This is a genomic window from Bacillus cereus group sp. TH152-1LC, assembly GCF_027710505.1.
In the GTDB taxonomy this organism is placed as follows: Bacteria; Bacillota; Bacilli; order Bacillales; family Bacillaceae_G; genus Bacillus_A; species Bacillus_A mobilis.
In genome coordinates this window covers 997569-1012199 of record NZ_JAQFNK010000001.1, presented here as the reverse complement: position 1 = coordinate 1012199, position 14631 = coordinate 997569, and the positions used below count along the sequence as shown (strand labels likewise).

The following is a 14631-nucleotide window of genomic DNA, read 5'->3' as shown; positions in this document are numbered from 1 at the left end:
TACAGTTATTATTGATTAAATTTACGGAAAACTTTAAATCCGTAGAAGAAAATGAGTAAAAACTGATGAGAATGTAACCAAAGCGTTACTCTATCAAATTTGAACTTTATCAAGAAGGAGAATTCAATATGAAATTTTGGGCGATTGCTTATCAACATCAAGAAGATGTTTTTTATAACTTTGCAAAAGAAGAGACTACATTGGAATTAAACGAAAATTGTTTTCTACCTACAGAAAAAATGGCTGAAAACTTTATTAATAAAGAGTTAGATGGCGATGATTATGTTCCAGTGGAGATTGAATTAGAAACATTGGAGAGAAACGGAGTTTGGTCTCATGCAAGAGGTCAAGTTGAACGTTGGGACGAGCATTTTTAATGAAAGCACTCTTTTAAAAAACTGATAGGTTATCGTAAATTTTGAAATTTCTTAAGAAAGAGGAATGCGATATGGGTTGGGCTTTAGATGGTGGAGAAGATATTGGTGGTCAAATGGCAGACCGTGATATTTGGGATGAGGAAATGGCGAGAATAACGGGTATCAAAAAAGATAGAAAAAGAAGAGTTAAACTGCTTTCTGGAAAATATGTAGTAGCTACTAAAGGAAAAAGTTCAGGTAACATAGTCTTTTTCCAAGACCAAAGGATTAGCAAAGGTGGCTATTGGACGCGGTATTTAAGCAACGCCTTAGGATTCAACGATTTAAGCACAGCTGTTCAAATAGCGAAAGGCTTTAAATTCGGAAACCCTAGAGTTGCAATTGTTACCTCAGAAGGTATTTATCAGTGGATAAGTTAAGCAAGCGGTTCTTAAATAGATTGATATACAATTTGAATTGTATATGAAAACAAAATGATTAATATAGTTGGTGAAAAATATGGAGATTATCAAAAAAATAATCAGCGAAGAACGATGCATTGACGAATTGACAGGTCAGGTGAATCCTAGCTTAGTAAAAGTAAATTTAGTAGTTGATAATGATGGGCAGTTAAATACTTATGAGAAAAATTTTTCTGTTCATATTTGGGAGTATTTCAAGGAACAAGGTACGATATTATAATAATCAGAGAAGAAAATAATATGGCATTCTTTAAGATATACAATCCAACATAATCCATTACAGATAGGTGCGTTAGTATGACTCATAAATGTCCAAATTGTAACATTAAAAGTAACTGGCGAGATTGGGATTATACAACTGAAGAAGAACGGGGACATGAATTTCCGTCTTTAGGATTAGATTATAATCCAACATATGAATATTGTTGCCCCGAATGTGGAGAATGGAGCACACAAAAAGCAATTGATGAAGCTGGTAATTCTGAATTAAGTGTTTAATTTAAAAATATTCATTAATTGCTTATTTAAATTCAGAAATTATTATAAAGATGTTTAGATATAGCATACGAGAAATAATGGTAAGGAAGATTAAAAACATGTACATATGTCATTGTGATGCTAGCTACAATGAGTTAGAAAAAACAGGAAGTATGGGATTGGTTGTTTTTGATAGCGATAACCAAATTTGTTTGAAACAATCTAAAAAACTGGGTCAAAATATCGTAACTAGTTTACATGCTGAATTACTTGCTTTAAATGAATCCCTACGCGTGCTTAAATCTATGAATATGAAAGATGTTTTGGTAAACATAGACCAAAGAGGAATTGTTAATAAAATAAACGAATCAAAGTATTTAAAAAGCAAACACAAAGAATTATATAAACCAATTATGGATGAAATTACATATAATTTACATTCCCTAGATGCAGAATTAGCGTGGGTACACCGAAATAAAAATAAGATAGCTGATAAGCTATCAAGATGATTCCTTAAAAGTGCTTCAAAGAAAGGTGTTATGTAATTGTGAATTACAAAAAATTAACAGTATCAGAATATAGATATTTAAACAACGTTAAAAAAATTATTTTTGAATTCATAGGCTCCAAAACAGAAGAAGAAGTTTCTGAAATGGTTCATGAGTCATCATTTTTTCAAACGTTAATAGAAGATAAAGAATTTGTTTTTCATTATCATGAGAAATATTGGGCAAGGTATGTTTTAAAAGAGTATGGATACGAAGGAATCAAATTATAATATTCGTTCAGATAATAGGGAATAAAGGGAGTTATTTTAATGTTAGATGTAACGATATGTCCTAAATGCGGGAACGAAGATACATATCAAATGCAAGAGTGGCTTGGAAGAGAATATAGACAGTGTGAAAACGAAGATTGTAATTGCATTTACATAATCGAATACGATTTGAAAGTTAGAAATATCAGAATCAAATAAACGCTTCAAATAGAAAGAAGGCTTAGAATATGAGTCTTCTATTTTTGTATGATTAACAAGATTATTACCACATCATCCCATAAAAATATATTGATTTTCCTACAGAATCAGGTATAACAGAATAGAGTGACAGAAAAATGAAAGAAGGATGAAATATATGATTATAAAAGTTGATAACCCACTTGAAATCGCAGAACAAATTTCTAAAGCATTTAATTATTTGGTTATGGAAAATCCTTATGTTAAAGAAAATGACAAAGAATATCAAACTATGACACAGAATCTTAGCTTCTTAATCATGCGTCTTCATAGTGATGGAGGTATTCCTGAAGATAAGACTGAAGTGTATCTACAATCACTAAACGAAGGAAGAATCATCATTGAAGAAAATCGATTGAAAGCAAATGAATTTATTCAATTAGGTTATGATGACATTCTAAATAGATTAAATTTTGCAATACGTAAGTTAAATGAAACAAATTGATTTTAGATACGTTGATTCAATTTTTACATTTAAGACTGAAAAAATTGGAGGAATAATAGGATGGGAATAGATACTGGAGCAGAAAAACAATATCGAATCACTGGACACAAAGAAGTAGTATTCGAAGGTTTTTACGATGATATCGAAGGAATTCATTTTAAATATCCGAATGGTGAATTTGTTGAACTAGCGGAAACGTTAAAAGAACTAACTAAAAATGATATTGATTTAAGAAAATATCTAATTTGGGATGAGATTCTTGACTATGATAATCCCGATTATACTCATATCATTAAACAACTTAAGGAATTTACATTTGAAGCAGCACTAGCAGAAGGAACAAAAGCCAGGTCATATATTGAAGATAATTATGAACTGGTTAAAAAACATTACATTTATAGGTTTGACCCCTTGGAAGTATTAAATTACTTAATAGAGGTTTGGGAAAAAGGCTATTACGTAAACTATTCCCATTAACAAGTATAGTTCCAATATAATCATGTTAGCCCCATTAGGGGGCTTTTTTAGTTTTTCGTACCATTCGCTCATTTCATGGTATTATTTTTTTAGATAGAAAACAAAAAAAGCTAAAAAAAACACGGAGGAGAAACTTATATGTTTATTGCAATTGTTAATGAGGAATTTATAAGAGAAATTATATTTAATCAAGCGGGAGAGATAGTCGAAGTTTCATTTACTACGAATCGCGATGAAATCAAAGAAATTAGTGTAAATGAATATGAATCTTATAAAAAATCTCTTGATAATTATTTTATAGATGGGTCATGTAAACTTATATCTATTGCTAATCGTTCAGAGGATGATACTAAGTATATTATCGATACAGGAACCGTTACATGGGATGAATTTACGGATAATAACAAAAAATAAAATCAATATAAAGAACGTTGAATGATATATTCAATGTTCTTTTTTGTGCGTCATCGAGGAAGGTATTGTAAGTGTTGATATTGAAATTATATAAATTGTTTCATTGAAACATATGTACCTTATAAAGTTTTGAATAGCATTTATCATCAAAAAACAGACGATTATATCGGAATAAATAAGGAGGATTGTTAATGAATCATGAGGAAGATATTCGTATCTATGGAGAAGTGGTAAATGACACTGAATTAAGCCCTTTTGAAACAATAGAAGCTTTACATATCCGAAGCGAACTACATGAGCAATATTCGAATTTATCATCAGAAGAGAAGAGGGCATTATTTTCATATGATTTAAAACTTCTTAGAAATGCCGATGCAATGGTCCAACATATTCAAAAAGTATACAATTTTTCAAAATCTACAAATTCTATTCAAGAGTGGTGGTGGCATCTTGATAAAATAACAACAGGAAAAATCCACCTTTCGTTTTTCGTAGAAGATAATAATATTTAATCCACTTAGGTAAGGAAATCACTATACATTATTACACATCATTTTGTTGTCTATTTAGAAATTTATTTATGCATAAAAATATTGTTTTCAGATTATAATGAAACAAAACTGGATTTTTGTTTCAAAAAGTGATATCCTTTTAAGAAAGGAGGGAGGAATAGAAATGATAGCGAGTTATAAAAATGACGTTCGCAGCACAAGTTTAGAAAAAGCATTTAGTGAAAAAATAATCGCAATCCTTGAAAATACCCCAGATATCAGTGTAGTGGAATTGATTTCCTTATATGCTTATGCTGTACAAAACAAGTTCCCTTCATACATTGTTGCAATTAAACCTAGCAAAGATACAATATTCACTGAACAAACTGAATATAGTGAGTGGACCTATTCATTAAACGACATTATGAAGACAAGTTCCGTTCCATTTATCGAATCTATTGCGAAAGCTAAATATTACTTAGATAAAATCTTCTTTATGCACACTAAACGTGGAGTTTTAGAATATGTTTATCACGAAGAAGCTTTACTTGCCTCTAGAGAATTACAACAAAAATTAAATGTATCTAGAGCTACTATTAGTCGATATGTTGATATTGGAATGGAAATAGTACAAGGTGTTGGACATCGGCGCTACCCACTACACAATGTATTTCTTTGGTCAAATGGTGTTTGGGCAGTAAAGATTCAAGCCTTACACGAATCATTTAAGATTCGTAATCGCACGAAAAATGATGTTATCTCAGAATTAAAAGCAGAAATTAAACACTTCAAAACAAAGTATTGTGGAAATTTTGAGGATGTTTTTGGAGATGTAAATGACCCGTATGAACTCGACGAACCCGATGATTATTTTGAATGGCGAGACGCACTTGAAGAACTAAAAAAACTACATGAGTAGTCATTTTCAGATAGAACGAATTGAACATATGGTAAGCTTATTTGAAGACAATCCAGACTTGTTTAATCAAAACTTAATTCCTGAAATTAAGGCAAAGGGAGAAAGTAGAGTCGTCGCTACATTACCTCTAAATAATCACGAGACATACGGAGAAACGATTTTATTTATAAACGAAAAATATAAAGAAGATGGAACTATTGAAGAATATCGATATGGTTGGGAATTGTCTCAACGGTTAAAAAAAATAGGGAAATCGTCTAGGCACATTTTTGCTTTCGACAAACAGAAACATCCAGAACCACCACATAATGTTGATACAGACCCCTATCATCATCATCATGTTCCAGGTGATATAAAGCCACGAACAGAAACAATCGTAGAAACTTTAGAAGACGTTGTTTCTATATTAAAAGACTACATTGTTGGGCAAAAGGAATATAATGAAAGTCATCATTTTCTATAAAATTGATTAAAACAAGCATGGTATTTAATGACTATGCTTGTTTCTTGTGGCATTTATGCCCCGTAGTTTTACAGAGATAGATTCAGTTAGTTTAAATACAATAAGACACATTATCTTTTTTCTTCAAAAAAACAAAAATGATATAATGTAAGAAAAGGAGAGCTAACAACCATGAATCAAAAAACAAAAGAGCGATTACAAAAAGAAGCAAAGGTAATGCAAATCTTTGAGGAATTATTTTTGAAAACAAAAGAGCCCGTTACATTAAAAGGTCTTATTGCGTTTGGTGAAAATAGATTAAAGGAAGTTTATCCGTTAAATATGATTTCGTCTGTTTTGACTAGAATGAAAAAAGATAAGAAAATACAGCGAGTGTATTTAAAAGAAGGTAAATCAAATTCTTATTTATTTGTTCCTCTTCATTTTCAAGTAGACCACGAGACTCGCGATTGGGAAACCGAAGAAGAAAAAGAACTAAGAAGAATTTCATTTCTTAAAAACATCGATAAACTCGATGAATCAGCGTTTCATTATTACCTGGATATGATTGCAGCACCGGAGTCTAAAAGACGACATGGAAGAATGAGAATGCCCATTTATAAAGCATTAGAAAACAAAAATGCGGATTATATAAAATTTATTTCTATAATTGAACCTTTTTTACCGTATTTAGAGGAAAAAGAAAGATATGTCATTTCAGAAAGATTAGGCATTCACACAAATAGTCCTAGAACATTTCAGGAAATAGGTGAATCATTACAACTCGGTTATGCTCGCTGTAATGAAATATTCAGCCTGGGACTTTATAGTATTCAAACCATGATGCGAGATAAATTAAAGATAGACCAATATTTCGAAAATGCTTCGAAAACACCGGTCTTGAGCATAGTATAATTACACATGAGAGCTTCATTTCGAAGCTCTTTTGAATTTTGAGTAATTGCTACAATAAAATTCTACCGTCATAAAGGGAGGACGAACTAATTATGTCCGTTATAGAAGTTGCAAATGATATTATCATAAAATCTCATCAACATATTCAGAAAGCTTATAAAGAATTGGATATTAAGTTTAGAATGGAAATTGAACCAGGCATTATTAGTATTGATATAGCAGGATTAAAAGTTCAGTTTAAAAAGTGGGAAGTCACTAAATATTTAAATTTTCACATATATTCACTAGCTGAAAGTCATAAGGAACATGCTACACAATTAACTTATGAGATTTTAAAAGAAGCAATGCCGTTTGTCTATAGCTATATGGAAGCTATTCAGCATCATGAAAAATTAGACGGTTATGTAATCGCAAGAAGACCTGATGAAAATATAAATAAAGAATTGCAAGAAGTTATTTTAGAGACAGACCATTCTTCCTTTACAGACGAAGAACGTGAATATGCATTTCATGTGTTTAATACTTCTATGACGTATCCTGCTTTGACGTATCTTTATGCAGCAAAACTACTTTACCGTCATGAAGAATATATTAAAAAAGCAGTTCGCACAGTGAAAAATATACAGGAGGTATTGCCAAATTTCCCACTTTTCTACCCGATAGGAAGTCCCACTTCTTTAATGAATAAATACGATTGGGAGTTTTTTTATTACGGAGAAGAAGTTACTTTTAGCTTCATTAATAAAGAACATGCGATTGCTATAGAATGTGAAAATTTAAAGAGAACGTATAAATATGACTTACCTTTAGAAAAAGACCAAATTACCAACTTTTTAAAAATGATAGAAGAAGAAAATCGTCTTAAAAACCTTACAAAACCAGAAACGTTTTTCTTCTCGAAATTTGCAATCGATAATATCGCAATCAATAATAGAGATGAACTATTCGAAGACCTCATTGGCTTGATAGGTGATTGGGAGCAAGTAGAACTTATTTTCCAAGATATTAATGTAAAGTTGAAATCAAATGAATCTTCATTTGAGAAACAGACTTTATTCGACGATAGTTCTATTCCGCGACTTACAAAGAGTCTAATAGAAGACGAAACAGATTTCAGATACAATATTGTTTGCTTTGACTTACAATACAAGTCTTATCATTTTAAATTTATTAAACACTTAGATTTCAATTCATTCGATGCAAAAGAATACCCCAAAATCAAACAATTAGATTCCAAATTGTTTAATTCAAAAAATTATCTTTTCTTAGGACGTGTATTTGTTTCAAATATAAATGAAGAGTCTCAAGAGACAAGGGATTATATTCAGAAATTCTTAAATAAATCATCTGAAATGAAAAAACAATTAAAATAGTACGGTAATACACTATAACTATATAAAGGAACTTCTTTTAGAATTTCTTTTTTTATTTATGTTAATTGTAAACCTTTCACCAGTTTATCTGATAAAATAAGTGAAAACGAATGGTATATCTATCATCATAAAAGGAGAATAAACTAAATATGTCCATTAGAAAAGTTGCAAATGCTATTATTATAAAATCGCACCAACATATCCAGAATGTATATAAGGAGCTTAATATTAAGTTCCGAATGGAAATAAAACCGAACATTATCATTGTTAATATCTCAGGCGTAAAAGTTCAATTCAAAAAGTGGAAATCCAGCAATTTAAATTGTCACATATATTCACTAGCTGAAAGCCATAAGGAAAAGGCTACTCAATTAACGTATGAGATTTTAAAAGAAGCCATACCCTTTGTTTATGAATATATGGAAGCTAATCAAAAGCATGAAAAGTTAGAAGGCTATGTAATTGCAAGACGACCTGATGCAAATACAAATAAGGAATTGAAAGAGGTTATTTTAGAGACAGACCGCTCTTCTTTTACAGATGAAGAACGTAAGGAAGCAGCTCGTATGTTTAATACTTCTTTGACGTATCTTTATGTGGCGAAATTACCTTTCAACATTGAAGAATACATCAAAAAAGTAATTCTTACAGTAAAGAATATACAAGGAGTGTTACCAAATTATCCTCTTTGCTCCACATTAACAAACCCCATTTCTTTAATGATGAAATACGAATGGTGGCTTTTGTATCATGGAGAAGAAATTGTTTTTGGTATAATTGAGGAAGAACATGCGATTCGTATAACATTAAAAGATTTAGAAAGAACGTATAAATATAATTTACCTCTAGAAAAAGAACAAATTGCAAATCTTTTAGATATGATAAAAGAAGATAATCGTCTTAAAAACCTTACACAACCAAAAACGATTTTCTTTAAAAAATTTATAGACAATAATATCATAGTTAATAATGTAAATGAATTATTCGACGACCTTATCGGAATGATAGGTGATTGGGAACAAGTAGAACTTATTTTCCAAGACATCAATGCAAAAGGTATCAATGTAAAATTGAAATCAAACGAATCTCCGTTTAAGGGACTCATTCCATCGGAGGATAGTTCTTTTCTACAACTTACAAAGAGTATAATAGAAGACGAAACAGATTTTAGATATAATATTGCTTGTTACGAATTACAATACAATTCTTATCGGTTCAACTTTATTAAGCATATAGATTTCAATTCATTTAATGCAAATGAATACCTTTTCTTAGGACAGGTATTTGTTACAAGCGCAAATGAAGAATCTCAAGAGGCAAAAGAGCATATTCAAAAACTCTTAAATAAAGCAAATGAAATGAAAAACAAAAAATAAGACAATTAAACTCATATTAACTAATAAAGCAGGAGACTATATAATAGCCTTCTGCTTTATTTTTGTAAACTTTCAAAACCAGTAGCAATTCTTTCAATGTTTTCATTAATTTCTCGTAAATTTTTATTTAATTCTACTAGTCCATAAGTGTTTTGGTCAGAAATAACAGCAGTATCTGCAATTAGTACATCAATTTCAGAAATTAAGTTATTTAGATTTTTAATTTGAACACTTACATTGGCAATTTCATCAATTGTTTTCTTGATTTCACTAAATGTAGAGTTAAATCGAGATGTTGAGTTCTCACTTGATTGAATTGCTTCATGAGATTGATGAATGAACTCTTGGTTTTCATTAGCTGTTCTTTTGATATGTTCTAAAATAGTTGTGATTTCTTTTGTTGCGCGGAATGAATTATCCGCCAATTTTCGTACTTCTTCTGCAACAACAGAGAACCCTTTTCCGTGCTCACCAGCTCTAACAGCTTCTACCGCAGCATTCAAAGCCAACATGTTTGTTTGAGCAGCGATGTCTTCAATCGCTGTACTAAGCTTCTCAATTTCTTCTGCCTGAGAAGTTAATTCTTTTCCAGATGTTAAACTTTTTTCAAAAACGGATTTCAGATAAGTGAATGATTTTGATAAATCATTTAAATCCGATTCTGATTTTACGATTAAATCTTTAGAATCTGTTGCTTTCTTTTGAATAGATTCAGAATTCAAGGTCATTGCTTTGGTTTCATCACCTATTAATTTCATATTATCGGAAATATGAGTTACTTTTTGTGTTTGTTGTCCGAAAGATAACTCCATTTCATTACTAAAACCAACAATTTTATTTGTTAATTGTTTCACTTCTTGTGTATGACCATTTAATTTGTTGTTAAATAAATGAAGTTCTTTTGCATTTTCCTCTACTTGCTTTAGCATATTTTCCGCATATTCTTTCTGAATACGAGCTTCTTTTTCTTGCTCTTCTGCTTTTTTTCTTAGTTTTTCTGATGCATGTGCCTGAACCATCATAATAGATTTCATAATCGTTACAATGGCTAACATAAATATCAGACTCTTAGGTTGTACTACGTCATATCCTCCAAATATCTCATTCTTATAACACATATAAGAGAATACAGATACAGCAACTGCCATCACATAACTACCAATTGAAATTTTTATATCCTGGTAAATAGTCGCGATTGTCATTGCACCAAATAGGAATAGAAATTTATTTAAAGAAGGGTCCATTGCGATTGTTAATGCTACAACTCCGTAATTAATACCTATGAATAGTAATGCAGGAATTACAGGATTAACATTGGTTTTGTATATTAAAAAATAGTTCACGACACTTACGAATCCAAAGATAAGACAAACCAATGTAATAAATCCCGGTGGCTTTTTAGATGCAATAAGTGAAATTAAAACAATTAGATTCAATAAAATGCTTAGAGAAAACATTTTTTGGTTTCGATAGATTAACGCTTCATTCAAGATATATTCACCTCACTTTTTAAAATAAAAGTTAATTAAGGAATCCATCTATAGATATCGAATTTTTTCTATAAAAAAATAGAAAAAATTAAACTTAAATTTACTTTAATAAAAACCAGATTCAATTCAGTAACTTTCTTTTCATATAAGTTGTTTTTTTATGTAAATGGTATAGAATATCGGAAACTTATTATATGAAGTCTTTTTATGCAGAAGGGAAGAGTGTTATGTTAGTTCAAGAAATCGAGCAATACTTTCAAAAGTATGAATTGAAAAACATTGCTTTTCATAAAGCGGAAGTAAGCGAAGAAAATAGATATGCGCTTATGGATTTGGAATTATACTTTACATACAAAAAAAGAGTTATCCAAATCAATTTCTTTTTAAATACACTCGCTGATTTTTTTGTGAGGAAAAGTATTCCTACTAAAAACATAGAAGTAATAAAAGAGGTAGAGGAGATAGTGAAAAACGTGCTAACTTTTCTCCAGGAAGATTCTTGTTATCGAATGGCTATTTTATATAAGGAATCGCCGCCTAAAATACATGAATATTCTTACAACCCATTCATTGATAAAACCATAGATGCGTTTATTATTACTTGTTATTCAGCAGGACGTACACTATGTTGGTTCCTTCCAGTATTATGGATTTATTTATCCATCAAGAAATATGATATTCTTACGGGTATCTTAATGGGACCTTTCGTAATATGTACATGTGTAATTATTCATGCCGGATTCAAATATACAGTATCAAGTGACTTACGCACAACAGAAAAGGCGAAGAAACAAATTGTATATAGTGGAATTGCTATGATTGTTTCTATGGTTATTATGTGCGTAATGAAAATAATTTAATATACATATAGTCTATATATGTATATTTTTCATATTTTAATATGAACTAAAAAAGAATTTCTCCACCTCACACTTGATTTTACGTAATTTTTACGGTATTATCAATGTGTAAATGCGGAAAAAATATATTTACAACGATTTGGATTTTGCTTACAATTATTTCTATGGAACATATAGAGCAATTATTTTATTCAATTAAGACGTTATTTATATTCCGTAAAAATTTATTATTAGAGGATGGTGTTGAGCATGTATGTCTAGAAAATATAGACTAGAAAATTCAAAAACTAAATAAGGGGTTGTTGGAGAAATGAAGAGATTATTTTGGCTTATCATTCCACTTGTTATCATTGTATTCGTAATTCTATACAAGCTGGATGTGATTGCTAATTTCAAAGGAGAAAGTAAATCTGCCGTTACGGAACCAAAAGACTCAGATTCGTATTTTAGTTATAGTTTAGTTTCAGATATTCCCACAAAACATAAATGGGAACTGAATTTCCCAAAGGAATTAGATTCTAAAACAGTATCGAAATCCAATGTATATGTGAAGGATGAAGATAAAAACGAAGTGAAAGTGAAGTCGGAAGTTTCTCAAGACGGAAAAACTCTTCTGATATCTCCTCCCGAAGGTGGCTATAAAGAAGGCACACAATATACCATTTATGTAGAAAAAGGTCTGCAATACAAAGATGGAAAACGAGATGAACAGTCTGCACAAATGCCGTTTGTTACAACTAGAAAAGATAATGAAAAGTTAGAGTTGAAGAAAAATCTTGTTCAAATAAAAGCAGATGCAATTAAAAGTCAGCAGGGCAATCAAATCGTGGTGGATAAAGCAGCAGTAGATAAACCTATAAAAAAACAAACGCCTTTAGTCATACCAACGAATGACCAATACGAACCAGAACAAGCGGTATTAGTTGATACCATAAAAGAAGAAGGTTCAACATATGTGATTACATATAAAGAAGCAAATGTTAAAGACATAGTAGATGTAATTGATATTTATAAGGTCCTAAAAATTGATGACGGAATTATAGTTCCGGACAAAAAATTACAAGGTATAGAAGTAACGAAAACGAACCTCAATGGTGTTGTTAAGGCGAATATTGAAGATAAGAAGCAAGATTTCCTAGTTCAGGCACCACTTGACCTATCAGAATTCTTAAAACCCAATGAATTACAAACTCCAGATAATAAGCCAGAACAAGTGAATACATCTGGAGATAAACCAAATGCTCAATCACTTGGTTTAGGCAAGGAAATTGTATTTTCTAATCCGAATTCGAATCAATCATCGAGCCCACTTGCAGAATCTATGAAATCTAAACCTAAATTTGAATGGAATGAAGATACAGATATAAATAATAAAGGCGAAAGAAGCATTGAAGTCGAAGGTCTTAAGGTATCGAATCCAATAGGGGTGAAAATAAAATTCAACAACTTTACAATTCCAAAAGATAATCAGAATTTTGTAATAGATGGCGAAATAACAGTAGACCCCGACCTTTTATTCGATGTTAATTATTCATGGGGAAGAATTAAGAACATAAACATAGGTCAAAAACTCACAACGATTGAAAGCGGAAAATTAAGCGTTATTCCTAAAGATAAAAATTCAAATTTCGCGAATATGGAAATTAAACAACATTTATTTGATGTGTATTTCCCGATTTTTACACCTATTAATGGGAAATTAGAATTTTACTTGTACATGTCTTGGGATTATAAGCGCATGCAACCTGTTGTGAAAATTAAAGCGGAACAAGTAGCAAAAGCAGGAGTTTATGTAAAAAAGAATGGCATTAAACCCTATTTTCACTATAAACATGAAGAAGATGTAATGTTATCGGGTCAGGCTAGTTTTGAAAATCGCGAAGGAGTTGGAGCTGAAGTAACTGCTAACTTATTTAAGGCTTCTTTAGCTGGTGTAGAAGCGAATGCTGGACTTTATTTAGAAGCGAAAGCAACAGCGGGCGCACAAATAGGAGATAATATGCAGGCAGCTACTTGTTTGAAAGCAGAAGTCGGTGCATTTGTTAATAGTAAAGCAAATATATACCTCTTCAACCTCGATAAAAGCTTCGAAATAGCTGATGAGAAGTTTGCTGCTAGGGAACTAGGAAGTAGCTGTACAGAGTTAACATCTATTGAATTGGACACCGACTATTTAAATTACAATTCTAGTACCGAAACTCTAAAATTAGATTCGGATGAAGAACGGACTTTAAAAGTGATGGGTGTTTATTCGGATAAATTCGAACTTAAGAAAGACAAAGTGGATTTACTTGAGGATTCTAAAAAGAAAAAAAATGTGAAATTTAAAGTTGAGGATTCAACTGTTGCAACCATAACGGCTGATGGAAAGATAAAAGCCGGGCAGAACCCGAACAGTGGAGAAACGAAGGTAAATATCACTTATACTGAAAATAAAAAAGAGCACAAGATGTCATTTACAGTAAAACTATCAGAGTTAGCCGGGAAAACTAAAATACCAAAAACAAATCCGGAAACGCTTAATTACGAAAAAACATTTAATGAATTATTCGACGGAATTAGGCAAATTGTGTTTCTTCAAAATACAGACCCAGCAGGGGGTCCATTACCAGATTTCAGCACTATAACGGGTAAATTATCACAATACGCTACAGATTCTTATATGAACAGTAAGTTAAAAGAATATTACCAACAATCTCGTGGATGGATGCACGGTTATCCGATACCTTATCAAGGACTCGCTGACACATGCTCGAAAAAAGGGAATTCTGTAACATGTAAATTAATAGAATTAAATGATGAAGATGGAAGCAGACTTTATGATGCTACTATGGTAAAACAAAATGGAAAATGGTTAATTGATAAAGTTGATTATAAAGAACTCCATGAAATCACATATAAGCAAGCTGCAAGGTCTTTAGAACAGCAAGGTTATAAAGTGAATTATTATCTACGTAGCGGACCAAGTAAACTTAGACCAAATGGAATAGATTATACATTTGAAGTTGTTACTCCGGAAGGGCAAACAAAAGAATATGATTTCCCTTCAACAATGCAGTAAGTCTTAATAATACAAAATAGTTTATATAAAAACAGGTG

The 14631-nt window shown here is 31.0% G+C and carries 18 protein-coding genes; 17 read left to right on the top strand and 1 reads right to left on the bottom strand.

What is annotated here, in order from left to right:
• Positions 1 to 128: 128 nt before the first annotated feature.
• The 15 genes from PDL00_RS05580 (at position 129) to PDL00_RS05510 (ending at position 9182) form a co-directional block, all read left to right on the top strand.
• Entirely contained in the window at positions 129 to 377 is a 249-nt protein-coding gene (locus tag PDL00_RS05580) for a hypothetical protein (protein WP_270727317.1), read from the top strand.
• A 71-nt stretch (positions 378 to 448) separates the two neighbouring features.
• Positions 449 to 796 carry a hypothetical protein gene (locus PDL00_RS05575; RefSeq protein ID WP_270727315.1) on the top strand — a complete coding sequence of 116 codons (348 nt, stop codon included), beginning with the start codon at positions 449 to 451 and terminating at the stop codon, positions 794 to 796.
• A 79-nt stretch (positions 797 to 875) separates the two neighbouring features.
• Entirely contained in the window at positions 876 to 1058 is a 183-nt protein-coding gene (locus PDL00_RS05570) for a hypothetical protein (RefSeq protein WP_270727314.1), read from the top strand.
• Positions 1059 to 1135: 77 nt separating this feature from the next.
• Positions 1136 to 1336: a hypothetical protein gene (locus PDL00_RS05565; RefSeq protein ID WP_270727312.1), complete on the top strand. Its 201-nt coding sequence runs from the start codon at positions 1136 to 1138 to the stop codon at positions 1334 to 1336.
• Between the two features lie 98 nt (positions 1337 to 1434).
• A complete protein-coding gene (locus PDL00_RS05560; RefSeq protein WP_270727309.1) occupies positions 1435 to 1824 on the top strand; it encodes a ribonuclease H family protein in 390 nt (129 codons plus the stop codon).
• Between the two features lie 38 nt (positions 1825 to 1862).
• Positions 1863 to 2093: a hypothetical protein gene (locus tag PDL00_RS05555; protein ID WP_270727306.1), complete on the top strand. Its 231-nt coding sequence runs from the start codon at positions 1863 to 1865 to the stop codon at positions 2091 to 2093.
• 355 nt (positions 2094 to 2448) lie between these two features.
• On the top strand, positions 2449 to 2775 hold the full coding sequence (locus PDL00_RS05550) for a hypothetical protein (protein ID WP_270727304.1): 327 nt from the start codon (positions 2449 to 2451) through the stop codon (positions 2773 to 2775).
• Between the two features lie 60 nt (positions 2776 to 2835).
• Positions 2836 to 3252 carry a hypothetical protein gene (locus PDL00_RS05545; RefSeq protein WP_270727302.1) on the top strand — a complete coding sequence of 139 codons (417 nt, stop codon included), beginning with the start codon at positions 2836 to 2838 and terminating at the stop codon, positions 3250 to 3252.
• A 138-nt stretch (positions 3253 to 3390) separates the two neighbouring features.
• Positions 3391 to 3666, top strand: a complete 276-nt coding sequence (locus PDL00_RS05540; RefSeq protein WP_270727299.1) for a hypothetical protein — start codon at positions 3391 to 3393, stop codon at positions 3664 to 3666.
• A 191-nt stretch (positions 3667 to 3857) separates the two neighbouring features.
• Positions 3858 to 4178, top strand: coding sequence for a hypothetical protein (locus PDL00_RS05535; protein ID WP_270727296.1), 321 nt, complete (start codon positions 3858 to 3860; stop codon positions 4176 to 4178).
• Positions 4179 to 4341: 163 nt separating this feature from the next.
• Positions 4342 to 5076 carry a hypothetical protein gene (locus tag PDL00_RS05530; RefSeq protein WP_270727293.1) on the top strand — a complete coding sequence of 245 codons (735 nt, stop codon included), beginning with the start codon at positions 4342 to 4344 and terminating at the stop codon, positions 5074 to 5076.
• Positions 5069 to 5539 carry a toxin-antitoxin system TumE family protein gene (locus tag PDL00_RS05525; RefSeq protein ID WP_270727291.1) on the top strand — a complete coding sequence of 157 codons (471 nt, stop codon included), beginning with the start codon at positions 5069 to 5071 and terminating at the stop codon, positions 5537 to 5539. Before PDL00_RS05530 ends, PDL00_RS05525 begins: the two co-directional genes overlap by 8 nt.
• Positions 5540 to 5710: 171 nt before the next feature.
• Positions 5711 to 6433, top strand: a complete 723-nt coding sequence (locus PDL00_RS05520) for a hypothetical protein (protein WP_270727289.1) — start codon at positions 5711 to 5713, stop codon at positions 6431 to 6433.
• A 92-nt stretch (positions 6434 to 6525) separates the two neighbouring features.
• Entirely contained in the window at positions 6526 to 7806 is a 1281-nt protein-coding gene (locus PDL00_RS05515; RefSeq protein WP_270727286.1) for a hypothetical protein, read from the top strand.
• Positions 7807 to 7955: 149 nt separating this feature from the next.
• Positions 7956 to 9182, top strand: a complete 1227-nt coding sequence (locus PDL00_RS05510) for a hypothetical protein (protein WP_270727284.1) — start codon at positions 7956 to 7958, stop codon at positions 9180 to 9182.
• 56 nt (positions 9183 to 9238) lie between these two features.
• On the opposite strand, the gene PDL00_RS34830 is transcribed toward PDL00_RS05510, so the two are convergent.
• On the bottom strand, positions 9239 to 9910 hold the full coding sequence (locus PDL00_RS34830; protein ID WP_420107066.1) for a methyl-accepting chemotaxis protein: 672 nt from the start codon (positions 9908 to 9910) through the stop codon (positions 9239 to 9241).
• Between the two features lie 989 nt (positions 9911 to 10899).
• Between PDL00_RS34830 and PDL00_RS05500 the strand changes: the two genes are divergently transcribed.
• Both PDL00_RS05500 and PDL00_RS05495 read left to right on the top strand, forming a co-directional pair.
• Positions 10900 to 11532, top strand: coding sequence for a hypothetical protein (locus PDL00_RS05500; RefSeq protein WP_270727279.1), 633 nt, complete (start codon positions 10900 to 10902; stop codon positions 11530 to 11532).
• 310 nt (positions 11533 to 11842) lie between these two features.
• Positions 11843 to 14593 carry an Ig-like domain-containing protein gene (locus tag PDL00_RS05495; RefSeq protein WP_270727277.1) on the top strand — a complete coding sequence of 917 codons (2751 nt, stop codon included), beginning with the start codon at positions 11843 to 11845 and terminating at the stop codon, positions 14591 to 14593.
• Positions 14594 to 14631 lie beyond the last annotated feature (38 nt).

Bases quoted from the DNA above. Each gene is read 5' to 3' on its own strand.
- PDL00_RS05580 (WP_270727317.1), top strand. From the start codon at position 129: ATGAAATTTTGGGCGATTGCTTATCAACATCAAGAAGATGTTTTTTAT.
- PDL00_RS05575 (WP_270727315.1), top strand. From the start codon at position 449: ATGGGTTGGGCTTTAGATGGTGGAGAAGATATTGGTGGTCAAATGGCA.
- PDL00_RS05570 (WP_270727314.1), top strand. From the start codon at position 876: ATGGAGATTATCAAAAAAATAATCAGCGAAGAACGATGCATTGACGAA.
- PDL00_RS05565 (WP_270727312.1), top strand. From the start codon at position 1,136: ATGACTCATAAATGTCCAAATTGTAACATTAAAAGTAACTGGCGAGAT.
- PDL00_RS05560 (WP_270727309.1), top strand. From the start codon at position 1,435: ATGTACATATGTCATTGTGATGCTAGCTACAATGAGTTAGAAAAAACA.
- PDL00_RS05550 (WP_270727304.1), top strand. From the start codon at position 2,449: ATGATTATAAAAGTTGATAACCCACTTGAAATCGCAGAACAAATTTCT.
- PDL00_RS05545 (WP_270727302.1), top strand. From the start codon at position 2,836: ATGGGAATAGATACTGGAGCAGAAAAACAATATCGAATCACTGGACAC.
- PDL00_RS05540 (WP_270727299.1), top strand. From the start codon at position 3,391: ATGTTTATTGCAATTGTTAATGAGGAATTTATAAGAGAAATTATATTT.
- PDL00_RS05535 (WP_270727296.1), top strand. From the start codon at position 3,858: ATGAATCATGAGGAAGATATTCGTATCTATGGAGAAGTGGTAAATGAC.
- PDL00_RS05530 (WP_270727293.1), top strand. From the start codon at position 4,342: ATGATAGCGAGTTATAAAAATGACGTTCGCAGCACAAGTTTAGAAAAA.
- PDL00_RS05525 (WP_270727291.1), top strand. From the start codon at position 5,069: ATGAGTAGTCATTTTCAGATAGAACGAATTGAACATATGGTAAGCTTA.
- PDL00_RS05520 (WP_270727289.1), top strand. From the start codon at position 5,711: ATGAATCAAAAAACAAAAGAGCGATTACAAAAAGAAGCAAAGGTAATG.
- PDL00_RS05515 (WP_270727286.1), top strand. From the start codon at position 6,526: ATGTCCGTTATAGAAGTTGCAAATGATATTATCATAAAATCTCATCAA.
- PDL00_RS05510 (WP_270727284.1), top strand. From the start codon at position 7,956: ATGTCCATTAGAAAAGTTGCAAATGCTATTATTATAAAATCGCACCAA.
- PDL00_RS34830 (WP_420107066.1), bottom strand. From the start codon at position 9,910: ATGACCTTGAATTCTGAATCTATTCAAAAGAAAGCAACAGATTCTAAA.
- PDL00_RS05500 (WP_270727279.1), top strand. From the start codon at position 10,900: ATGTTAGTTCAAGAAATCGAGCAATACTTTCAAAAGTATGAATTGAAA.
- PDL00_RS05495 (WP_270727277.1), top strand. From the start codon at position 11,843: ATGAAGAGATTATTTTGGCTTATCATTCCACTTGTTATCATTGTATTC.